General features: G+C 55.4%; 15 protein-coding genes and 5 tRNA genes. 15 read left to right on the top strand and 5 right to left on the bottom strand.

Going from position 1 to position 21680, the window contains the following annotated elements; all coding sequences use genetic code 11:
- The first annotated feature begins 2 nt into the window (after positions 1-2).
- From ACYX4K_RS03960 to ACYX4K_RS03980, 5 genes are all read left to right on the top strand, one after another.
- The gene (locus ACYX4K_RS03960; RefSeq protein WP_475093404.1) at positions 3-866 is read left to right on the top strand and encodes a DUF1499 domain-containing protein; all 864 of its coding nucleotides are present in this window, start codon (positions 3-5) and stop codon (positions 864-866) included.
- Positions 867-1064: 198 nt separating this feature from the next.
- A tRNA-Glu gene (locus ACYX4K_RS03965) sits at positions 1065-1140 on the top strand.
- A 1-nt stretch (position 1141) separates the two neighbouring features.
- Positions 1142-1217: transfer RNA gene (locus ACYX4K_RS03970), tRNA-Gly, on the top strand.
- 182 nt (positions 1218-1399) lie between these two features.
- A tRNA-Glu gene (locus tag ACYX4K_RS03975) sits at positions 1400-1475 on the top strand.
- A gap of 38 nt (positions 1476-1513) precedes the next feature.
- Positions 1514-1589 (top strand) — tRNA-Gly (locus ACYX4K_RS03980).
- Positions 1590-1592: 3 nt separating this feature from the next.
- Here the strand turns inward: ACYX4K_RS03980 and ACYX4K_RS03985 are convergent.
- A complete protein-coding gene (locus ACYX4K_RS03985; protein WP_475093403.1) occupies positions 1593-1757 on the bottom strand; it encodes a hypothetical protein in 165 nt (54 codons plus the stop codon).
- On the opposite strand from ACYX4K_RS03985, the gene ACYX4K_RS03990 reads away from it, so the two are divergent.
- From ACYX4K_RS03990 to ACYX4K_RS04020, 7 genes are all read left to right on the top strand, one after another.
- Entirely contained in the window at positions 1738-2682 is a 945-nt protein-coding gene (locus ACYX4K_RS03990) for an ABC transporter ATP-binding protein (RefSeq protein ID WP_475093402.1), read from the top strand. The genes ACYX4K_RS03985 and ACYX4K_RS03990 overlap by 20 nt on opposite strands.
- The gene (locus ACYX4K_RS03995; protein ID WP_475093401.1) at positions 2682-3455 is read left to right on the top strand and encodes an ABC transporter permease; all 774 of its coding nucleotides are present in this window, start codon (positions 2682-2684) and stop codon (positions 3453-3455) included. Before ACYX4K_RS03990 ends, ACYX4K_RS03995 begins: the two co-directional genes overlap by 1 nt.
- 54 nt (positions 3456-3509) lie before the next feature.
- Positions 3510-4340: an NADPH-dependent 7-cyano-7-deazaguanine reductase QueF gene (gene queF / locus ACYX4K_RS04000; protein WP_475093400.1), complete on the top strand. Its 831-nt coding sequence runs from the start codon at positions 3510-3512 to the stop codon at positions 4338-4340.
- 293 nt (positions 4341-4633) lie between these two features.
- A complete protein-coding gene (locus tag ACYX4K_RS04005) occupies positions 4634-10204 on the top strand; it encodes an immunoglobulin-like domain-containing protein (RefSeq protein WP_475093399.1) in 5571 nt (1856 codons plus the stop codon).
- A 142-nt stretch (positions 10205-10346) separates the two neighbouring features.
- Positions 10347-10604: a hypothetical protein gene (locus ACYX4K_RS04010; RefSeq protein WP_475093398.1), complete on the top strand. Its 258-nt coding sequence runs from the start codon at positions 10347-10349 to the stop codon at positions 10602-10604.
- A 40-nt stretch (positions 10605-10644) separates the two neighbouring features.
- On the top strand, positions 10645-11058 hold the full coding sequence (locus ACYX4K_RS04015) for a hypothetical protein (RefSeq protein ID WP_475093397.1): 414 nt from the start codon (positions 10645-10647) through the stop codon (positions 11056-11058).
- A gap of 43 nt (positions 11059-11101) precedes the next feature.
- A complete protein-coding gene (locus tag ACYX4K_RS04020; RefSeq protein WP_475093396.1) occupies positions 11102-12310 on the top strand; it encodes a tail fiber domain-containing protein in 1209 nt (402 codons plus the stop codon).
- A gap of 72 nt (positions 12311-12382) precedes the next feature.
- On the opposite strand, the gene ACYX4K_RS04025 is transcribed toward ACYX4K_RS04020, so the two are convergent.
- Positions 12383-13777, bottom strand: a complete 1395-nt coding sequence (locus ACYX4K_RS04025) for an adenylate/guanylate cyclase domain-containing protein (RefSeq protein ID WP_475093395.1) — start codon at positions 13775-13777, stop codon at positions 12383-12385.
- Between the two features lie 332 nt (positions 13778-14109).
- Between ACYX4K_RS04025 and ACYX4K_RS04030 the strand changes: the two genes are divergently transcribed.
- Together ACYX4K_RS04030 and ACYX4K_RS04035 are read left to right on the top strand one after the other, a co-directional pair.
- On the top strand, positions 14110-14670 hold the full coding sequence (locus tag ACYX4K_RS04030; RefSeq protein WP_475093394.1) for a nitroreductase family protein: 561 nt from the start codon (positions 14110-14112) through the stop codon (positions 14668-14670).
- Positions 14671-14916: 246 nt separating this feature from the next.
- Positions 14917-15004 (top strand) — tRNA-Ser (locus ACYX4K_RS04035).
- A gap of 233 nt (positions 15005-15237) precedes the next feature.
- Here the strand turns inward: ACYX4K_RS04035 and ACYX4K_RS04040 are convergent.
- On the bottom strand, positions 15238-15555 hold the full coding sequence (locus ACYX4K_RS04040; protein WP_475093393.1) for a hypothetical protein: 318 nt from the start codon (positions 15553-15555) through the stop codon (positions 15238-15240).
- A 164-nt stretch (positions 15556-15719) separates the two neighbouring features.
- On the opposite strand from ACYX4K_RS04040, the gene ACYX4K_RS04045 reads away from it, so the two are divergent.
- A complete protein-coding gene (locus ACYX4K_RS04045; RefSeq protein ID WP_475093392.1) occupies positions 15720-16997 on the top strand; it encodes a Xaa-Pro dipeptidase in 1278 nt (425 codons plus the stop codon).
- An 85-nt stretch (positions 16998-17082) separates the two neighbouring features.
- On the opposite strand, the gene ACYX4K_RS04050 is transcribed toward ACYX4K_RS04045, so the two are convergent.
- Complete coding sequence (locus ACYX4K_RS04050) at positions 17083-20247, bottom strand: efflux RND transporter permease subunit (protein WP_475093391.1); 3165 nt, start codon at positions 20245-20247, stop codon at positions 17083-17085.
- 11 nt (positions 20248-20258) lie between these two features.
- Positions 20259-21434: an efflux RND transporter periplasmic adaptor subunit gene (locus tag ACYX4K_RS04055; protein WP_475093390.1), complete on the bottom strand. Its 1176-nt coding sequence runs from the start codon at positions 21432-21434 to the stop codon at positions 20259-20261.
- Positions 21435-21680 lie beyond the last annotated feature (246 nt).

The following is a 21680-nucleotide window of genomic DNA, read 5'->3' on the forward strand; positions in this document are numbered from 1 at the left end:
ACATGCTGCGATCCGGTCGTCCGCGCCATTGGAGCCGCTGGCTGTACCGATTCCAGTGGCTACTGCTGACCCTGATAGCGCTCACTGTGGTGGCGGTGCGGGTGGGCGTGCTTCACCTGGATACCTCATTCTCGGTGTTTGCGAGTCTGGGGCTCGCCATGGTGGCGCTGGCACTGTTATCAATGCTGGTTTTCCTCTGGGGCCTGATCCAGCGTCACTCCGAAGCGAGAACGGCGGCCCTCTGGGCCATGCTTATGGGCGTGATTCCTGTGGCGCTTCCCCTGTTTGCGGTGGGGCAGCAGAACCTGAGTGCGCCAGCACTGTACGACATTACCACCGACCTGAAAGACCCGCCCCAGTTCGACCTGCTGTTGTCGTTGCGCAGGAAGGGGGACCACAGTCCCGACTACCCGGGGAACACCGCGGCCGAGGTGCAGAGCAAAACACCATCCTATGCGGATATCCAGCCCCTGGTCTTGACCGCCCCGCCCTCTGAAGTCATTTCTCAGGCGGAGCGGGTCGCCCGCGACCTGGGGTGGCGTATCATTGCGGTCCAGGCAGGGAAGGGACAGCTGGAAGCCGTGGTGCGGACACCGATACTGGGCATCACTCAGGATGTGGTGGTGCGTATCCGGCCTGAGGGAGTACAAGGCGATACTCAAGCGGGGGAGGGGAAGGGCGCGTCAAACGGGGGCAGCAATGGTAAAGACGCTGCCGCTGCCGCAGCACCGGCCACCACTCGAGTGGATATGCGTTCAGCCTCGCGAACCGGCAGCCGGGATCTGGGCAGTAACGCGGACTCGATTCGTACCTTTATGCGGCACCTGAAGGAACGGGTGACCGATGGTGCCCAGGTGGCGCAGTAATAGTTGGCCAATCCGGCTGGCCATTTCTGCGGGTTTTGTGCACAGGTTATGTAAGTGCCTGTATGGAAAGGAAAAATTTGTAAAAAAGTTTTCAATCGGGTGTTGACAGCCCCCCGGCCCGTCCATAGAATGCGCACCACTTCTGAGGCACTGCTGATCTTTCTTCACCGAAACAGCGGCACCGAAAGAAGCTTCTGGGTCCCCATCGTCTAGAGGCCTAGGACACCGCCCTTTCACGGCGGTAACAGGGGTTCGACTCCCCTTGGGGATGCCACGCGGGAATAGCTCAGTTGGTAGAGCGCAACCTTGCCAAGGTTGAGGTCGCCGGTTCGAACCCGGTTTCCCGCTCCAATTTCCTACGTGTTGTTACAAAACATCCGCGTTTTGTAACAACACGTCGCGAAGGAAAAGCTGGCGAAGAATGTGATTCTGCTGGTTTTTCTCCGCTCGCGCCGGCAAGCCGGCGGTGGTGCATACATGCACCGCAAGGGTGCCGCCAAATTATTAATTTGGTGGCACGACAGAAAGTTTCTGTCCCCATCGTCTAGAGGCCTAGGACACCGCCCTTTCACGGCGGTAACAGGGGTTCGACTCCCCTTGGGGATGCCAATGCTGTGAAGTTGCCAAGGCAGCTTTACCACAGGATTGCGGGAATAGCTCAGTTGGTAGAGCGCAACCTTGCCAAGGTTGAGGTCGCCGGTTCGAACCCGGTTTCCCGCTCCAATCTTAAAAGCCGCTCAACGAGCGGCTTTTTTTTGCCTGTTTTTCGGCGAGTTTTTTCTTCAATGCTTTTCGGTTGCTTCCCCGCGGTTGAAATGTTGTCGCTGCGGGCGTTGAATAGCGCCTACCTTTTTCAGATTCAGTACTATCTATGACTGCCGCACTTTCCATTCGCGACCTCCAGAAGACCTACGACAATGGCTTCGAAGCGCTGAAAGGCATCAGCTTCGATGTGCAGCCTGGTGATTTCTTTGCCTTGCTTGGCCCCAACGGCGCGGGCAAGTCCACCACCATCGGTATTCTCTGCTCTCTGGTGCGCAAGACCGGTGGCAAGGTTTCCATCTTCGGTATCGACATTGACGAGAACTTCCCGGCCGCCAAGCAGATGCTCGGTGTGGTGCCACAGGAGTTCAATTTCAGTCAGTTTGAAAAGGTGTTCGACATTGTCTGCACCCAGGGCGGCTTCTACGGTATGCCACGCAAGCTGGCCGAAGAGCGTACGGAAAAATACCTGCGCAAGCTGGGGCTGTGGGACAAGCGCAGCACCCAGGCGCGGATGCTCTCCGGCGGCATGAAGCGCCGCCTGATGATTGCGCGCGCACTGCTGCATGAGCCCAGGTTGCTGATCCTGGATGAGCCTACCGCTGGCGTGGATATCGAATTGCGCCGCTCCATGTGGGAATTCCTGCAGGAAATCAACGCGCAGGGCACCACCATTATTCTCACCACCCACTACCTGGAAGAGGCCGAAAGCCTGTGCCGCAATATCGCCATCATCGACAAGGGCGATATCGTCGAAAACACCTCCATCAAGTCCCTGCTTAAAACCCTGAGTCGCGAAGTGTTTATTCTGGATACCCGCGAGAGCCTGATAAGTCCACCTGACTTTGGTGGCTTTGCGGGGCGTGTGCTGGATGAACACAGTCTGGAAGTGACTATCGAAAAGGGGCAGTCCCTGAGTGATCTGTTTGTGCAGCTGAGCGCGCAGAATATTGCGGTCACCAGTATGCGGAATCGTGCCAACCGGCTGGAAGAACTGTTTGTCTCTCTGCTGGCAGAAAATCAGCAGTCGGCGGCTGAAAAGGAGGTCAAGTAATGAGCCCGCAATTAATCTGGACGGCCTTTTCTACAATTTTCCGTCGTGAGGTGCGCCGCTTTACCCGCATCTGGCCGCAGACCCTGGTGCCTCCGGTAATCACCATGTCCCTGTATTTTGTGATTTTCGGTTCGCTGATCGGCAAGCGTATCGGTGAGATGGGCGGATATTCCTATATGGAGTTTGTGGTGCCTGGCCTGATCATGATGGCGGTGATTACCAACTCCTATGGCAATGTGGTGTCTTCGTTTTACAGTGCCAAGTTTCAGCGCAGTGTCGAAGAGCTTCTGGTATCGCCCACACCCAACTGGGTGATTATGGCCGGGTATGTGCTTGGCGGCGTGGCGCGGGGCCTGATTGTCGGTCTCATCGTAACCCTGATCGCACTGGTGTTTACTTCACTCAAGGTCCAGCATATCGGCATTACCGTCCTGATCGTGTTCCTGACTTCGGTGTTGTTCGCACTTGCCGGTTTTATCAATGCGATTTTCGCCAACAGTTTTGATGATATCTCGATCATCCCGACGTTCGTGCTGACACCTTTAACCTACCTGGGCGGAGTGTTCTATTCCATCGAGCTGTTGTCACCTTTCTGGCAGGCGCTGTCAAAGCTGAACCCCATTTTGTATATGGTGAACGCTTTTCGCTACGGTGTGCTGGGTGTGTCGGACATCAACGTGGGGTGGGCGTTTGCCGGAGTGCTGGCGTTTATCGCGGCCCTGTCTGCGTGGGCACTATACTTGATGAGCCACGGTAAGCGCCTGCGTCACTAATTGAAGTATTGAGTGTTCGCTCGCTTGCAAACGAGCAATGTTGGATCGAGAAACATGAACCGAGAAGATTGGCAAAACCTGCCGCTGGGGCAGGAAACCACCTATGAAGCCAAGTACAACCCTAATCTCCTGCACCCCATACCCAGAGCGGTGTCTCGCGCGCAGTTGGGGCTGGATGGTGACGCTCTGCCGTTCAGTGGTGCCGACGAGTGGTGGGGCTTCGAGCTTTCCTGGCTGAACCCGAAGGGTGTGCCTCAGGTTGCGGTGGCCCGGTTTCGCTTCGCCGCGTCCAGTCCGTTCATGATCGAGTCCAAGTCGTTCAAGCTGTATCTGAATTCATTCAACCAGAGTGAGTTCGAGTCCCGGGGCGCTGTGCGCGAAGTACTGGAGCAAGATCTGAGCGCCGCCGCCGGCAGCGATGTTGCGGTGACGCTTTATGACGTGGAGAGTCCGGAACTTGCGGTGCACAAGCCCCAGGGGACCTGCGTCGATCACCTGAATATCGAAGCCCGACAGTATCAGCCGGATGCGAAACTGCTGAAATTGGCGGGCGTTGGTGAATCGGTGAAGGAAACCTTGTACAGCCATTTACTGAGAAGTAACTGTCCGGTTACCGGGCAGCCAGACTGGGCGACGGTGAGTATCGAATACGCCGGGCCAGCACTGGATCAAGAGGCGTTGCTCGCCTACATCATCTCGTTCCGGGAGCACCAGGATTTCCATGAGCACTGTGTAGAACGCATATACTGCGATCTACAGCAGTTGGCAGACTTCCAGCAGCTGACCGTGTGCGCGCGCTATACCCGGCGTGGAGGGTTGGATATCAACCCGTTGCGTACCTCTAGCGGTGAGATTCACTTCCCAGGCCGATTCGCTCGCCAATAACTCCTCTGGGGCGCTGTTGCCGGTTGGCAGCAGCGCCTGCGCGCCGCGAACAATTTTCAAGGTTTTCACCTCACCCGATCCCGCCATCTATATACCCTGTTCAGGGGTATGTCCTTCGTCCAACTGACTTCCTGTTGGCGCTTTACCAAAAAATACAGATTTCTTATTTCCGGTTTGAGGGGATTACCCCTCCGGTTACGTATGTATCTATTGTGCCAGGAATGCAAACGTAAATTCGCGCCGTTCCCGTGCCTTGATCAGAACTCCAAGACCGAATAAAAGAGCTGTTGGCAATGCCGTTGATAAAAAATGTGATCGGGTGTTTTTTCCTTAAGTGGATCGTCGCCGTTGGTTTCCTGCTTTCTCTGGGGCAGGCCCAGGCGGAAAGCGGCCGGTCGGATTACGACCTGGACAACGATGGTCTTATTGAGATCAACGATCTCGCGGACCTCAATGAGATTCGCAATGATCTGACGGGAGCCAGCCTTTACGGAAGTAGCAGTGGCTGCCCTGGATCGGGCTGTAACGGCTATGAGTTGACCACAGACCTGGACTTCGACACCGATAGCGACGGCAAGTTGAATGACGAAAGCTATTACAACAGTGGTAGTGGCTGGAGGCCAATCGGGGCCAATGATGATGGCAGCTACAGCTGGTTTAGCGCCATTCTCGAAGGCAACGGATACAGTATCCGGAACCTGTATATCAACCGCGGCAGTACCAATAATGTTGGCCTGATTGCGATAGTAAAAGGCGCGACCCTGCGCAACCTCCATATTTCCGGGAGTCTCACCAGTATCACCGGTGGCGTTTTTACCGGCGGACTTTTCGGCTTCTCCCAGGGTACCCCCGACTCGACCATCAGTAACTGCAGTATCAGCGGCACGATCAGCGGTAACAGCTTTGTCGGCGGATTTGGCGGTCAGGCTTATATCAGTAGCGTAAGCGACAGTTACGTGGATGCGTCGGTCACTGCAAGTGGCAGTTACTCAGGCGGCCTGTTCGGCAGCTTGCCATCGACTTCCGGCAGCACGATCGAGCGCACGTTTGCCCGTGGCAGTGTGTCTGGCGGCAGCTATACCGGCGGTCTGATTGGTTTTGTACCGAGCACTCTGACGCTGCGCGACAGCTACGCAGGTAACAGTGTTTCCGGTGGCCAATATGTGGGCGGCCTGGCAGGGGCTCTGAATGATGATGCAACCCTGCAGCGCCTTTATGCGCGCGGCAGTGTCACCGGCTCCGGCGATACCGGCGGGCTGCTAGGCAGTGCCTCCGGTACGGTGAGTGTGACCCGAATCTACTGGGACACTGAAACCACTGGGCAAAGTGGCAGCGCCGGCGACTACGGCAGTGGCCTGACCTCTACTCAGCTGCAGTGTCCAACTTCACCGGGCGACTCCAGTTGCCAGACTTCGGTCTACGCTGGCTGGCCTGCTACGCATTGGGATTTTGGTACCAGCAATCAATACCCGGTATCCATCCTCAATGGCTTGACCTTTCGTGATACGGATGGCGACGGCGAATACGATCCCTACGACTCCGACATTGATAACGATGACGTCGAGAATGATAGCGATGCTTTCCCCTACGATGACTCGGAATCGTCTGACAACGACGGCGATGGCATCGGTGACAATGCGGACACCGACGATGACAACGATGACGTAGAAGATGCGCAGGATGCGTTCCCGTTCGATGACACAGAAACTTCCGACGCCGACGGCGATGGCATCGGAGACAATGCCGACCCGGACGACGATAACGACAACGTAGAAGACGCGTTGGATGCGTTCCCCTACGACGAAACCGAAAGTGCCGACAATGACGGTGACGGCATCGGTGACAATGCCGATACTGATGACGACAACGACAATGTGAACGACGACGAGGATGCCTTTCCCTTCGACCCCACTGGCTCTTCGGCATCGGATGATGTGGACGTTGATGATAACGGCTTGATCGAAATCGATTCCCTCGTGGATCTCAATGCGATGCGCGATGATCTGAGCGGTAGCTCACTGTCTGGCATTACCGCCGGTTGCCCGGAAGAAGGCTGTATCGGATATGAGCTCACTCGGGATCTCGATTTCGACAGTGACACCGATGGCGATCTCTCAGACGAGGTTTACTGGAATAGCGGGAACGGTTGGAGCAGTGTCGGAACTTACAGCGCTCCGTTCGCCGCCGTGTTTAACGGCAACGGCTATCGAATTAGCAACCTTTATCTGGATCGCAATTCAGATTACCAGGGGCTGTTCGGGTACACCCAGAGCGCGACACTACTGAATGTCGGCCTCAATGGCGCTCTGATGAGTATCTCGGGTCAAAATTCTACCGGTGGGCTTGTGGGCTTTGCGGGCAATACCGTGATTGCCAGCGCCTACAGCACCGGGCCGGTCACTGGACACGACAGGGTGGGCGGACTTGTCGGCACCAGTAGCTTGTCGCAGATCCAGGATTGCTATGCCACTGGTGACGTTCGTGGAACCAGTGATGATGTCGGTGGCCTGGTCGGTGTTGTAGGCAACAGTCAGGTCAGCGGTTGTTATGCGACTGGTCAGGTTTCCGGTACCGGAGAGGACTCCTTCAACGCCGGTGGTCTGATTGGCAGCCTGATCGCCTCAGATATATCGAGCAGCTTTGCCACCGGTAAGGTGTCTGCATCGGAAAATGCTGGTGGCCTTGTTGGCTATGCCGCTACTAATGCGAGCATCGCTGCTACCTTTGCAGTGGGTTCCGTGTATGCCAGCGCGGATGCCGGTGGCCTGATCGGTTTAAATCAAAGTAACTCCGTAACCTACAGCTACTGGGCAACAGACACCAGCAGTCAAAGCAGTAGCGGCAATCAAATTGTCGAGAACGGCTACTTCGGAAAAAACCTGGTTGAACTGCAATGCGCGACGACGGCTGATGATTTCTCATGTACCAGCGATACCTTGTACAGTGGCTGGAGTAGCTACCTTAGTACTGGCGATGCCCTTTACTGGGATTTCGGCACCGAAACGCAATTACCGGGCCTGCGAATTAATGGTGTTGTGCACCGCGACAGCGACGGCGATGGTGTGCTCGACGGTGATGATAGCCGGCCGTCAGACCACGATAACGACGGAATTCCAGATGCTGTCGAAGTCGATGCCGGTCTCAATGTGGCCGATCCGACCGATGCGGAAGGTGATCGGGATGGCGATGGCCTGAGCAATCTGTACGAGTACGAAAACGGATCAGATATCACCACAGACAGTGTCGCTCCTGTGATTACCCTGTCAGGCGATGCCAGTGTGATGCTGACATTCGGTGACAGCTACACCGATGCGGGTGCTACTGCAGAAGATGGCGTTGATGGTGACATCACCGGCAGTATTGTCGTAGTCAGCACTGTCGACACTTCGGCAGCTGGTATCTACAGCGTCACCTACGACGTGAGCGATGCAGCCGGGAATGCGGCCGACACCGTGATTCGTTCGGTAGCCATCGAGAAAGCCGTGCAAACAATCACGTTTTCCGCACTCGAGAATAAAACACTAGGTGATGTAGATTTCTCCATCAGCGCCACGGCAAGTTCTGGCCTGGATGTAAGTTTCGCATCGACTACCGCATCAGTGTGTAGTGTGAGTAACACCACCGTCACCCTGACTGGCTACGGTGAATGCTCGATTGCTGCTTCCCAATCGGGTAATGACAACTATCTTTCCTCGGAAGCTGTGACCCAGAGCTTTACTGTCAGCGACATGGATTCCGATGGAGATGGAATCGAAGACTACCTGGACGCTTACCCATTCGATTACGACAACGACGGTGTCAACGATAGCGACGACGCTTTTCCTTACGACGCGAGTGAATCGGCAGATAGCGACGGCGATGGCACTGGTGATAACAGCGATCCAACTCCCAACGGTGATGACGCTGACAGTGATAATGACGGTATGCCGGATGCATACGAAGTGGAAAATGGTCTGGATATCGACGATCCCAGTGATGCCGACAGCGATCTGGACGGCGACGGGCTCAGTAATCTGGCTGAGTATCTGGCTGGCAGTGATATCAATGTCGACGATGTACCGCCTGTATTGATGGTGCCGGCAGATATTGAAGTAGTGTCGACTGGTGCAACCACCGCAGTGGAATTGGGCAGTGCCTTCGCAGAGGACGCGAAGGACGGAACGATCATTCCTGTCGCCGATGATATTGGCCCTTTCGTTCCCGGCCGCCACCGAATTATCTGGACCGCAGAAGACGCTGCTGGCAATAGTATCAGTGCCGAGCAGATAGTGGATGTGATTCCCCTGGTGAGTATGGCAGCCGCGCAAACCGTGGAGGAAGGTACTTCAGGTTCAATAGAGGTACTCCTGAATGGTGCGCCGGTGACATATCCGGTTCGCGTAACTTACCTCGTAGGCGGGACCGCGGATGGCAGCGACCATGGCCTGTTGTCGGGGAGCGTCGATATTACCTCTGGGCTGTCGGGCAGTATTCCGTTTGAAACCTTGAGTGACGAAATTTTCGAAGGCGACGAGACGTTGGTCGTCACTCTGGAAAACGCGAGTAATGCTGCTTTGGGCTCAGCAGCCGAGCAAGTGATTACCCTGATTGAGGGGAATGCAGCGCCCACAGTTTCCATCAGTCTTTTACAGGGTAACTACGCCGTATCCACCGTTTATTCGGACGCTGGTATGGCGACCGTGATTGCTGAAGTAAGCGACCCCAATCCGTCAGATAGCCACACTTTCAGCTGGAGTAGTGAATCCCTCGCCCCCGTAAATGGCTACACCAGCGAGAGCTTTACCTTTGATCCCAACGGTTTGTCCGGTGCCTTCCGCGTGCAGTTGTCAGTGGTTGATGTGGCCGGTGAATCTGTCAATGCCAGCCTACTGTTGAGTATTGAGGAAAATGCACCCGACTTGAGTGCGTCAGAAGATTCCGATAACGACGGTGTTAATGATGTGATCGAGGGCTATGGCGACAGTGACGGCGACCGTATCCCCGACTATCTGGACGCGAATGACGCGACGAACCAACTGCCCATGGATGGACTGGGCGCGCTGATTCAAAGTGATAGCGGTACAAGCCTGCGGCTTGGCGATGTTGCTTACGTTGCGGGTTTCAGCATCGCCCAGATTGGCCTTGACGATATCGACGTGCTGTACGGTGAAAGCCTGGCTGGCTCCAGTGGCTATCAGTTCTTGCATGGGATTTTTGACTTTGAAGTACATGGAGTTGTAGCCGGAGCCAGCACGCGCGTTGTATTGCCGCAGACAAGCGCGTTGTTTGCCGGTGCCCAGTACCTGAAATATAAGCAAGGTATTGGTTGGGTAGCGTTCAGTGAAAATGCGGGCAATAGCGTTTCCTCCGCCCCAGGTGAGCTGGGCGTCTGTCCTGCACCGGGAAGTGCCGACTACCAACCAGGTCTCGCTGAGGGGCATTTCTGTGTGCAACTTACCATTGAAGACGGTGGCGCAAATGACGCTGATGGTGTTGCTAACGGCATAGTCGTCGACCCTGGTGCGGTTGGTACGCTCGCCGTTTCACAACCTGTTGTGTTCGTAGCCGTAATCCCATTGGAAGAGGCTCAATTTTCTGCAGGGGATGGCGAGAAAGTTGTGCTTGCCTTTACCCTGGAAAGTGATTCCAGTGATGCCGAATTGAAGTCGCTTGCGCTCCAGGCCACTGGCGAAATGGAAGAGGGTAGTGAAGTCAGCGAAGTGCGACTGTATCTCGATAAAAATGAAAACGGCCAGGCGGACGCTTCTGAGTTGATTGGAAGCGGCAGTTTTACCCGAGACGATGAGACTTTAATCGTTGATCTACCTTCGGCTATTCAGTTGCCCGCAGGGCAGATCAAAATACTTGTTACTTATCAGTTTTAGATCGCGGTGACAGGTTTAGTTTTCGTGGGTTCCCAACCCCTTTTGGGGAAACAGTCCCCCAACTGATTTCCCATTTTTTATTCAATGTTGCTCCGGGTTGTGCTTCTCAGCCCGGTAGCAGATTTCTTATCAGGAATTTCTAATGTGCTCAATTAGATCTGTTCGTGTGCCTGCACTTTTCTTCAGTTTAATCACTCTTGTATTGCTGGGTGGATGTGGTGGTGGCAGTGGTAGCTCCGGCGGGGATGGCAACGGTGATCCCGATCCAGCACCAGAGCCAGTGGTGAAGACATTTGGGGTGAAACTCAATGCTATCGAAATCGTGCAAGTCAGTAGTGGGGAGGTGATCCCTGTCGAAGTAGAGGATGTTGACAGTGGTAGCCTGGAATTTACGCCGTAACTGAAAAATGAAATCTATTAAAAACCAAGCGAGATAAATAATGAATTTTACTTTTAAAGCGATGGCGATCGTTGCCATCACCTGTGCCCCCTGGATTGTTTCTGCTGAGCAGGATTCAGCAAGCGCAGCCTCCGTCGTGGCTGCTGCACAAGTGACACTGGATGGTGGTGAGCTCACGATTGGCGCTGCCGGTGAGGTTTATGAGCTAAATGGACCCGGAGGTTTTTTCTATTCATCAGATAAGCCCTATTTCGATTTTGAAGGCGATATTCCTGATGGTGTTTACACCTTTCATGTGTACAAGTCGGTGGGCGTGCAAGGGAAAATAATTTCCGAGGGGAGCAATGTCAGTAACGGGCGCCAGTCTGGAACTGTGCCAGGTCAGATCATGGAAACAGTGATCAGCGGTAGCTTTGAGATTTCAAACAATACGATTTCCATCGTCAATCCGTAAACAACCAAAGGCCGTTAAAAGGCCAATTATCAAGAGTAAGATCATGAAAATTCAAGCAAATATAACCCGCCTCTGCGCAGCTATCGCTCTGGCTGGCGCCACGGCCAATGTTCACGCAGCTAAAGTGCATGCGGAGGATGTCATTGTTCAGGGTAGTGAATGTGTTGGGTCAGATTGTACCGCCAGTGAAACATTTGGTTTTGATACTCTGAGAATCAAGGAGAACAACCTTCGCATTCACTTCGACGATACCAGCAGCTCGGGGAATTTTTCGAGAAATGATTGGCGCATAGTCATCAATGACAGCAGCAATGGTGGCGAGAGCCATTTTTCCGTTGAAGATAGTACTGCGGGGAAAACTCCTTTCCGAATAGAGGCAGGGGCAAAGAACAATACGCTTGTGCTGGATAGCACCGGCAAGTTAGGGGTTAACACCGATTCACCTGCGACGAGCGTGCACTCAGCCTGGGGGGATACCCCGGCACTGCGTCTTGAGCAAGATGGCTCCAATGGCTGGACGCCTCAGATTTGGGATCTTGCGGGCAATGAGTCGAATTTCTTTCTGCGCGATATGAGCCACAACCAGAAATTGCCTTTCCGAGTTACACCTGACTCTCCCACCAGCTCGCTTTGGATTAAACCTCAGCATATCGCTATTGGAAATCAAACTTACATCAAAGTTAACAATGACCAGTTGGAGCCCAGCCTTGTTGCGGAAAATACCAATGGCGTAAATTATGAAGCCATCCGTATTACCACGCCGCTGGATAGCATCGATTTGGCCAGTTCGGCCGATGAATTCCAGGTGAACTTTGTAAACACCGGTATTTCGGATGTACCAGAGATGTCTGTCGATAGTACCGGTACCCTGACCATTCCAGGAAACCTGGTGGCGAATGGTATTACCTACACCTCCAGCCGTTCGGCAAAAGCGAACTTCTCTCAAGTGGATTCGAACGATATTCTGGAAAAAGTAGACGCGTTGGATGTTCTGTCCTGGAACTACAATCGAGACCCAGAGTCCGTGCGCCACATCGGTCCGATGGCTGAAGACTTCCACAAGCAGTTCGGTTTAAATGGTGATAAAGACGGCGTTATTTCGGCGTCCGATATGAATGGTGTGGCTCTCGCGGCGATCAAGGCGTTAAAAGTGCGTGGTGATGCCCTGGAACAGGAGCTTGCGGAGAGAGATCAAGAGGTTGAGGCGTTGCGCCAGGCAGTGAACGAGCTGCGCGGTATGATCGCTCGTTAATGTACTGAAGTTTGTCGAAAACACGGGTGACCTTGACGGTCAGCTTACGACTTGGCGGCGTAGCCGCCAAGTCTAAATGATTACTTTGCTTTTCAATTGTGCCTGCGCTTTCTGGAGCGCCTTCAGCACTTTTTCCTTGTCGTAATTTCTGACCTTTTCCAGGTCCAGGTGCATGGCAAAACCCGGTGCGTGCTCTTCCAGGTAACTCTGTTGTCCTCCAAGGTTTTTACGCAGGTCAGAAACCGAGTACACCTTAACCGGAGTGCTAAAGCCTTTTACCGTGACATGGCCCTTATCCCGGCACATTACCGTCTGTTTGATCATTGCCCAGGTTTCATGGCTGATTAAAATTTCGCCTGGATCCGCGGCGCTTTCCAGTCGTGCCGCAAGGTTTACGTGGGTACCCATTACCGTATAGGTCTGGTGATCAGCGGTGCCGAAAACACCGACCGTACAGTAACCGGTATTGATGCCCATACGAATCTGCAGGGGGTGAGATATGCCCTGGTCGTACCATTCCTGCATCATTTCCCGAACGCGCTTGCGCATGGCCAGTGCCATAGCCACACAGCGCAGGGCGTCTGATTTGGGGCCCTTGCTCTGGTCGTCACCGAATACCACCATGACGGCATCACCAATAAACTTGTCGATGGTGCCACCGTAGTGGGCGACGATTCGCGACATTTCAGTCAAATAGCTATTCAACAGGCGCGTCAGAGTTTCCGCTTCCATCTCTTCGGTCAGCTGACTGAAGTCCTTGATGTCGGAAAAGAAGACGGTGAGCAGCTTGCGCTCGGTGACGATCTCTTTCTCTTTGCCGGTGGTTACCGCACGCCAGAGACGATTTGGGAGGTAGCGGGAGAGTTTGTAACTGGCGAGGTTGGCGATGCGCTGCTCTTTCTGCAGTTGTTCATTGTTGCGCTTGAGGGTTGAGATCTGCTTGAACATGTAAAACGCGTGGCAGCAGAAATAGGTAAACACACCAATCAGGCTTGCAGCACTAATATTCAGGTCCGCATTGACCACCAGCGCAGGGCGGTGCACCAGATAACCGATACCCACGCCGAGCAACATCGCGGTGTTGTGCTCGAACCAGCTCCGGCCGCCACCGAGGGTCAGCGCGTTGAATTGCACCATGGTCAGGAAAAGCAGGCTTGGCAGCAGGCTGAAGTTCGAAAGTGCCATGGCCATGCCGACCAGTAGCGCATCCGTAAACGAAAGCCAGCGGTGCACCTCTTCCTGGCTCTCTGGGGCTGCGCGGCGGGAAATCTGGTAGGCGATGGGAATATAAGCAAGCAGTAACACTGCCATGCCCAGCGGGAGAAGTGCGCCCTGCGAGAACAGCGAGGACCAGGTAATACTGTTCAGAAGCGTCCCGGAGGCCGCGAAACAGATTAAAGCGCGAAAATACAGCGGGTACCGGGAATCGGACTTTGTGCTGTTGGTTTCTTCAGGCTGGTTCTGCATGAACGCTGGGTCTTACTAAAGCTGTGCTGCAAAAAACGGATCAGGTGATAATCGTCATTTGCAGGAGTTAAATGGGAGCTTGTTGTTTTCTTCTTGTCCGCATCGGCGCTGGCGCCAGAGAACCCCATCTCTTTTTAGTTGGTACTGTTTTTATTAGAAATGCGTGGCTCAGGTCACTGACAGGCGCAAAGTTTACCCTTATCTGGTAGTGAAAGCGACGCTAAATGAGGGGGTGATCCTAAAGGTGGACGATCGTCCACGATAATGGTGGCCCGCCAATAGGGTAGAATCGCCTGTCTGCATTCATTCATTTGGTATTTCAGGAGGCACAGATGGACGCGTTGGACGCACTGCACAACCGGGTTTCGATTGGTGTATTGACCGAGCCCGCGCCCGACGGTCACCAGCGCGAAAGAATATTCCGGGCGGCCCTGCGGGCAGCGGACCATGGCAACCTTCGCCCCTGGCGTTTTTTAACGGTCGAAGGCTCCGCAAGGGACAGGCTAGGGCAGATTTATCTCGCCGCTAGCGAGGGGCAGGAAGAGCTGAGTGAGGCCCAGAAAGAGCGCATTTCTGCCATGCCGCTCCGCGCTCCTCTGGTGATCGTCGCCATTACCCGGCTCCAGGAGCATCCCAAGGTCCCCTTCAACGAGCAGCGCATGTCCACCGCGGGTGCGGTGCAAGCGATGCTTACCGCTGCATTTGCACAAAATATAGGCGCATACTGGCGCACCGGTGCCCTCGCTGAGAACCGGCAGGTCGCGGAAGCTTTGGGCCTGGCAGATAACGAAGAAATCAGTGGTTTCATTTATATGGGTACCCCCTCCAAGCCCGCGAGACCCGCACCAGACCTCGCCGTTGAAGACTTCTTTGCCGAGTGGAGCGGCGAGTAACCGCGCAAACAGAATCGCTTGGCGGGTTTTTTTGCCGAATACACTTGCACCCGCCGCCGCCATTCTGTAAAGTTCGCGCTCGCTGATCGGGGCGCTATGTTACTGATTAGCAAGACAATTTGGTGATGCCTCTGAATGGTCGAGCCGTAGCAAAGCGGAGACCATGCCCAACGGGCATCACGAGCACGCAGGCGTGCGGACTGGAAGCTCGTAAAAATTCCAGAAAGAAACGCAACAATCAGTTTTGGTGAGGTGTCCGAGTGGCCGAAGGAGCACGCCTGGAAAGTGTGTATGTCGAAAGGCATCGAGGGTTCGAATCCCTCCCTCACCGCCATATACAAAAAAGCCCAGCTATATGCTGGGCTTTTTTGTATATGGCGGTGAGGGAGGGTGAGAACCCTCCGGTTCGATTAACTCGCGCCAGCGAGTTAAGACCGAGGCGCAGCCGAGCCCGCCAGGGTTGAAACACGCCCTAGCGTGTTTCAAGTCCATCCCGACCAGAGCCCAATTCCCGCACCGTTTCCGCTATCCGCTATCCGCTATCCGCTATCCGCTAAAAGTCAAAAATCACTCCGAATACCCCTCCGCCACCGGCAAATACTCCTCGTAACTAACCTCCAACCCCTTCGTCGTATTTAAAGGCAGCAACGCCGGAGCAGTAAGCCCCGCACCCTCAAGACTCTTCATCAATTTCGCCTGCCCGATCGCAAGAGATCTCAACACTTCCTCAGGATCCCCTGAGTTTATGGCTGCGTCATAGAGCGCGATCCGACCAGGCGCGTCATATACGAGGAAGTTAACAACCCCCTTCTCATATCCATACCTGACACCAAACGCAAAAGAGGGGAGAGCGGTAAGAACGGCTGTGAGCAGGTATTTCCGCATGGCAGGGCTCCAAGTCGGGTTTGAGAATTCGGAGTATAGCCAAGTGGTAATCCGCAGCGGCTTCCGGCCCAGAATTTGCCTGTATATGCCCGGAAGGTGACACGTCCGGCAAAAGCCAGTAAAACACCTCAAACAATGTTTATAACTGAAACCTTAGGGATCCTATGTCTCGTCTCAACAAATTGCGCTGCACCGCTATTTTCCTAGCCCTAATCTCCACCCAGGCCCTGGCCACAACCCACATCACCGCCGATCGCATGATCGACGTGGAAACAGGCAGGATCATCGAAGCCCCGGTAATCACCGTCGACGACAACCGCATTACCTCGGTCACTGCCAATGGCGAAGTGCCGGAAGGTGCCATTCGCCTGCCGGGCAGCACGTTGCTTCCGGGCCTTATGGACATGCATGTACACCTGACCGGGGATGCCCACACCCACGGCTACCGCCGCCTGGCGGTCTCCACCGTACGCTCCGCACTCACTGGTGCCAAAAATGCGCGGATTTCACTCGACTCCGGATTTACCACCATGCGCAACCTTGGAGCGGGTGGCTACGCCGATGTGGCCCTGCGGGATGCAATCAACGATGGCGATATTCCCGGCCCGCGCCTGTTTGTCTCCGGCCCGGCGATCGGCATAACCGGCGGCCATTGCGATAACAACTTGTTACCAGTGGAGTACAAAGCAGAAGGCGGTGGTGTAGCCGATGGCCCCTGGGCGGTGCGCGCGAAGGTGCGGGAAAATTTCAAATACGGCGCGGACCTGATCAAGCTGTGCGCGACCGGCGGTGTAATGTCCAAAGGGACAGAGCCGGGCGCGCAGCAGCTGGCGCTGGAAGAAATGCAGGCGGCGGTGACGGAGGCGCACAATCGCGGCACCACGGTTGCTGCCCATGCCCACGGTACTGCGGGAATCAACGCGGCCATTCGTGCCGGTGTTGACTCGGTGGAGCACGCCAGCTTCCTGGATAAAGAGACCATCCGCCTGGCGAAGAAGCACGGCACCGTGCTCTCCATGGATATTTATGTCACCGAGTACATTCTGTCTGAAGGTGAAAAGGCCGGTATCCTGCCGGAAAGCCTGGAGAAAGAGCGCCGTGTCGGTGGCCAGCAGCGGGAGAGTTTCCGTGCAGCAGTGGATGCCGGTGTGAAAATGGTGTTTGGCTCTGACGCCGCCGTTTACCCCCACGGTCAGAACGCGCGGCAGTTTTCCCGTATGGTCACATTCGGCATGACACCGCTGCAGGCATTGCAGGCCTCCACTATTAATGCGGCGCAGTTACTGGGTAAACAGGATGAGCTGGGCAGTATTAAAGAGGGCAAACTGGCGGATCTTGTTGCGGTACCTGGCAACCCGCTGGAGGATATTTCCGTACTGGAGCAGGTGCAGTTTGTAATGAAAGATGGCGAAGTGTTTAAAAATACGGCCAAAAATTTCTAAGTCATTCCAGTAAACAAAGTCCAGTAAACAAAAAGGCCCGTGGATGAAAATCCACGGGCCTTTTTAGTTGGCGTTGGGTGATTCGTTAGTTGGACAGAGAGTTCTCGGCATGGGCGGGTTGCGATTGGCCGCCCAGCTTCCCGATCACTTTTGCTTTACTGCGCGTCGCAAAGCGGCTGATATCCACACCAACCACATACATCGCCGGCACCAGCAGTAGCGTAACAAAGAACGCCACAAACACCCCGAACGCCAGCGCCACCACGATCGGCTGCAGGAAGGCCGCCTGAATACTCCGCTCCAGCATCATCGGCAGCAGGCCCACGATGGTGGTGACGGTGGTGAGCAGGATAGGGCGGAAGCGTGCTACGCCGGCTTCCACCACGGCTTTCATCGGTTCCAACCCTTTCTCCCGCAGGCGATTGCAGTGGTCCATCAATACCAGGTTGTCATTGACCACTACGCCAGCGGCAGCGGCGATTCCGAAGTAGCTGAAAATCGCCATGGTCATGCCCATCACGCCGTGACCGAGAATGGCGCCGACGAAGGCAAACGGAATGGCAATCAGGATCAGAATTGGCTGGAAATAGCTGCGGAACGCCACCGCCAGCAGGCTGTACATGGCGAAGAAGGCCATGGTGTACAACCCGAGTACCTCGGCAATAAAGCGTTTCTCACCTTCCGCCTGACCGACCGCGCCGCGCACAATACCCGGGTAGCGCTTTTCCCATTCCGGGAAAAAGTTTTCTTCCAGGTCCTTCATGATGTCACCGCGCACATCGTCTTTCAGATCCGCCATCACCCGTGCCGCGCGGTTGCCGTTCCAACGCTGAATGCGCTTGATACCCGGCGCATATTCCAGGTCGGCGATAGCGAGTAGCGGAACCTCGCGGCCGTCACTGGTGCGCACGCGAAAATCCTTCAGGCTGTCGATGGAGCGGCGCGATTCCAGCGGGTAGCGCACCATGACTTTTACATCCTGGCCGGCGCGGGGCAGGCGTTGCACTTCTTCGCCGAAATAGGCCTGGCGCACCTGGCGGTTGACTTCCGCCAGGGTCAGGCCCAGTTTGGTGGCGCCGGGTTTGAGGTCAATGCGGATTTCTTCCGATGCGCCTTCGAGGTTATTGCGCACGTCGTACAGGCTTTCGTAGGTGCGCAACTGGGACTCCAGGTCCGATGTGGCTTTGCGCAGTATCTCCAGGTCCGGATGGCGGATGGAAAGCTCGAAACCGGGACCATTGTTGTTATTGGTGTATTGAACGGAAACTTCCTTCGCGTCCGGTACGTCGCCCAGCAGTTCGCGCAGGCGCAGTGCGGCGTCTTTTGCCGACATCTCGCGCGTTTCCGGCGGCGCCAGTTGTACGATGGCAATGACGCTGTCGCGGCGGGAGCGCGTGTACCAGTTTTCGATCAATGCGCCCTCGCCGGATTTACCCTGTTCGGCAGCGCGCTGATTGACCTCTTCCTCCAGGCGCTTTTCCGCGTCCTGCAGTTGCGCCAGTACTTCCAGGGCACGACTGTACGGGGCGCCCTCCGGCATCACCACATTCACAATAATCTGGTCGGATTCAATATCCGGCATAAAGCTTTTCTTCACCCAGCCACTGCCGAAAGCGCCGAAGCCGATCATCATCACCGCCACGAAAATACTGACGGTGAGGTAGCGGCGATTTACCGCCCATTGGCCGGCGCGGCGGTAATGGTTTTGTGCAAAGTGCACAATGCCGTTGGCAATGCGCTGTTGAATCCGGCCAAAACGACCGGGGTTAGTCTGCGGCTTCAGATTGTTCAGGTGCGCCGGCAGGATAAACAAGGATTCGATCAGCGAGAACAGCAGGGCAAGAATCACCACCCAGGTAATATGCCGGGTGAATTCGCTGGTGGAGCCGCTGATAAAAATCCACGGCAGGAAGGCGAGAATCGTCGTTAGTACCGCAAAGATCACCGGCTTGGCCACCAGTTGGGTGCCGATCACCGCGGCGCTCAGGCTGCCGCCGGATTTTTGATGTTCCGGATTGTGGGATTCGCTGTGAATGCTTTCACCCACCACAATGGCATCGTCCACCACGATGCCGAGTACCAGCAGGAAGGCAAAGGTGGACAGCATATTCAGGGATACGCCCACGGTAGGCAGTAAAACAAAGGCGCCGGCGTAAGCGGTGCCGATGCCCACGGATACCCAGAAGGCCACTTTCGGGCGCAGGCTGAAAACCAGTACCAGCAGCACCAGCAGCAGGCCCATCAATGCGGAGCCGCTGATGGTTTCCATACGGCCTTTGAAGTCTTCCGCGTTGTCGGTCCACAGGGTGAGCTCCGCACCGGCGGGCAGGGTCTCACGGCGGTCGGCGATCCATTTGCGAATGGAATCCGAGGCGGTGACGATATCCATGGTTTCGGTGCTCATCACCTGCAGCAGAACTGCCGGCTCACCGTTCAGGGTGGCGAGGATCTCGTTGTCCTCAAAACCGTCCACTACCTTCGCCACATCGCCGACGCGGATGGTGCCGCCGTCGGCGGTCTGGCGCACGATGATATTGGCAAACTCCTGTTCGCTGTCCGCCTGGTTCCGCACCTTCAGTTGGTAGCTGCCCACTTCGGTACGCACGGTACCGGCGGACTGATTGATGGAGTTTGCACGAATGGCTTCCGCCAGTTCCTGGAAGGTCATGCCGTAGCGGCGCAGGGCCTGCTCGCTGACTTCAATGGAAACTTCTTCCATGCGTGTGCCGAAGAGTTCTACTACGGAAATAGCGGGCAGGGTGGCTACTTCACGACGCAGTTGTTCTGCCAGGCGTTTCAGTTCGCGCTCACCCAGGTCGCCGTGCACGGCCACGCGGATAAACTCGTTGCGGTTTACCCACTGGTGCACCTGCGGCGGTTCAATATCGCGGGGGAAGGAGGAGATACCATCCACACGGATTTTCACGTCGTTCATAAAACGGGAAAAATCCACGGTAGTTTCCGCGAGGATATACACCTCGCCAAAACCTTCGGACGATGTGGATCGTACCCAGTCGATATTGTCGAGGTCGCTCACCGCTTCCTCAATACGCGCAACGATCTGCTCTTCCACTTCCTGGGGCGCAGCGCCGGGCCAGGAAACGCGGATTTCCAATCCAGGGAAACGCACCTGCGGGTCCATTTCCCGTTCCATGCTGAAGAAACCAATCACGCCGGCTACAAGAATGCCGACCATGGCGAGGTTGGCGGCGACCCGGTTACGGGCCCACCATGCAATCAAACTGTTCATGGTGTGTTTCCTTAACGGCGGGCCAGGTGGGTGATGGGCTGCACTTCCATGCCGTCCACCGGATTGGCGACGGTGGAGGTCACCACGCGCTCGCCATCGGTCACACCGGCGGCAAGTACCACGCGATTGTCGGCAGTGGACAGCACCTCTACCGTACGGATATCCAGGCGGTTGTCGTCATCCACCACGTATACCTTGTCGGCACTGCGCAGGGCCTCGCGGGGAACGACGATGGCGTTCTGTTGCGCAGTGGATTCGGCCTGTGCGGTAACGAACAGGCCTACAGCCAGCGGTACGCCATTGCTGGCGCCTTTGCCATAAGGATCATTCACTTCAGCGACCGCATATATCAGGCGGGTCTGCGGGTCGATACTGGCCTGGGTACGCACGATACGACCTTGCCATTGCTGTTGACGGTTACCTACCAGTGCAGAAAGCGTGACTTCCGGGCCCGATGTCTTTTTGCTGGCGACAAAACCCAGGGGGAGATCGAGCTCCAGCAACTGGCTGTCGGTCAGTGGAAGTCGTACTTCGACACGATCGGTGGCAAACACGCGGCCAAGCGTTGTGCCGGCCGTCACGTACTGGCCAACACCTACCGCACGGTTCACCACGCGGCCGCGATAGGGCAGGCGGATTTTGGTGCGAGCAAGGTTGAGTTCCGCGTCGGCCAGTTCGGCCCTGGCGGCACGCAGATTTGCTTCTGCCTCCAAGACCTGGGGTTCGTTTACCTGTAGTGGTGTAGGTTCTTTATTGGGGTTCAGGGCGAGCCACTGCTTGCGTTTGATTGCCGCGGCGGCTTCCGCTTGTAATAAAAGTACTTCGGCCTGTGCAACGCGGGCTTTTGCCTGTGCAACATCCAGTTGGAAATCGGCATCGTCCAGCTGAATCAGGGTTTCACCGGCCTGAAAACCCGCACCTTCCGCGAAGCTGTCGGCGATGGCAGTAATTCGTCCAGAAATTTGCGGGGTCAGTTCAATCGAGGTGTGCGCGCGCACCTCCCCCTGTGTAGTGACTTGCAGCTGCACCGGCTCCGCACGGGCCTGTGACGTTACCAGCGATACCAGGCGCTGCTCTTCTTCTTTTTTCTCCGGTTGCGGTTTTGCCGCAGACATCCATTGCACTGCGCCAAATGCCGCAGCCAAGACGAGTACCGGTGCCATCACTTTCAATGGTTTCTTGTTCATTGTTTTTTCGCAGTTTTGTTGCGTAGTTTTCGGGAGGGTTGCCAGATGGACGGGGTGGTGTACCGAGATGGATGCAGGAGGGTAGAAAAAAATTTCGCCAGCGTGGGGAACTTTCTCATATAGTTATTGACGGGCACCTGATAATCATTATCATTACGCATCAAGTTTACAGCATGTTCATCATGTTTTACGGGGTGGTCGATGACAGGGGGGCGAAGGCTGACTTGGCAGCGACGTGAAGGATGA

It is taken from the genome of Microbulbifer sp. ABF4_107 (assembly GCF_056312215.1).

Coding starts and splice junctions, on each gene's coding strand:
- ACYX4K_RS03960 (WP_475093404.1), top strand. CDS start 3: ATGCTGCGATCCGGTCGTCCGCGCCATTGGAGCCGCTGGCTGTACCGA.
- ACYX4K_RS03990 (WP_475093402.1), top strand. CDS start 1,738: ATGACTGCCGCACTTTCCATTCGCGACCTCCAGAAGACCTACGACAAT.
- ACYX4K_RS03985 (WP_475093403.1), bottom strand. CDS start 1,757: ATGGAAAGTGCGGCAGTCATAGATAGTACTGAATCTGAAAAAGGTAGG.
- ACYX4K_RS03995 (WP_475093401.1), top strand. CDS start 2,682: ATGAGCCCGCAATTAATCTGGACGGCCTTTTCTACAATTTTCCGTCGT.
- queF (WP_475093400.1), top strand. CDS start 3,510: ATGAACCGAGAAGATTGGCAAAACCTGCCGCTGGGGCAGGAAACCACC.
- ACYX4K_RS04005 (WP_475093399.1), top strand. CDS start 4,634: ATGCCGTTGATAAAAAATGTGATCGGGTGTTTTTTCCTTAAGTGGATC.
- ACYX4K_RS04010 (WP_475093398.1), top strand. CDS start 10,347: ATGTGCTCAATTAGATCTGTTCGTGTGCCTGCACTTTTCTTCAGTTTA.
- ACYX4K_RS04015 (WP_475093397.1), top strand. CDS start 10,645: ATGAATTTTACTTTTAAAGCGATGGCGATCGTTGCCATCACCTGTGCC.
- ACYX4K_RS04020 (WP_475093396.1), top strand. CDS start 11,102: ATGAAAATTCAAGCAAATATAACCCGCCTCTGCGCAGCTATCGCTCTG.
- ACYX4K_RS04025 (WP_475093395.1), bottom strand. CDS start 13,777: ATGCAGAACCAGCCTGAAGAAACCAACAGCACAAAGTCCGATTCCCGG.
- ACYX4K_RS04030 (WP_475093394.1), top strand. CDS start 14,110: ATGGACGCGTTGGACGCACTGCACAACCGGGTTTCGATTGGTGTATTG.
- ACYX4K_RS04040 (WP_475093393.1), bottom strand. CDS start 15,555: ATGCGGAAATACCTGCTCACAGCCGTTCTTACCGCTCTCCCCTCTTTT.
- ACYX4K_RS04045 (WP_475093392.1), top strand. CDS start 15,720: ATGTCTCGTCTCAACAAATTGCGCTGCACCGCTATTTTCCTAGCCCTA.
- ACYX4K_RS04050 (WP_475093391.1), bottom strand. CDS start 20,247: ATGAACAGTTTGATTGCATGGTGGGCCCGTAACCGGGTCGCCGCCAAC.
- ACYX4K_RS04055 (WP_475093390.1), bottom strand. CDS start 21,434: ATGAACAAGAAACCATTGAAAGTGATGGCACCGGTACTCGTCTTGGCT.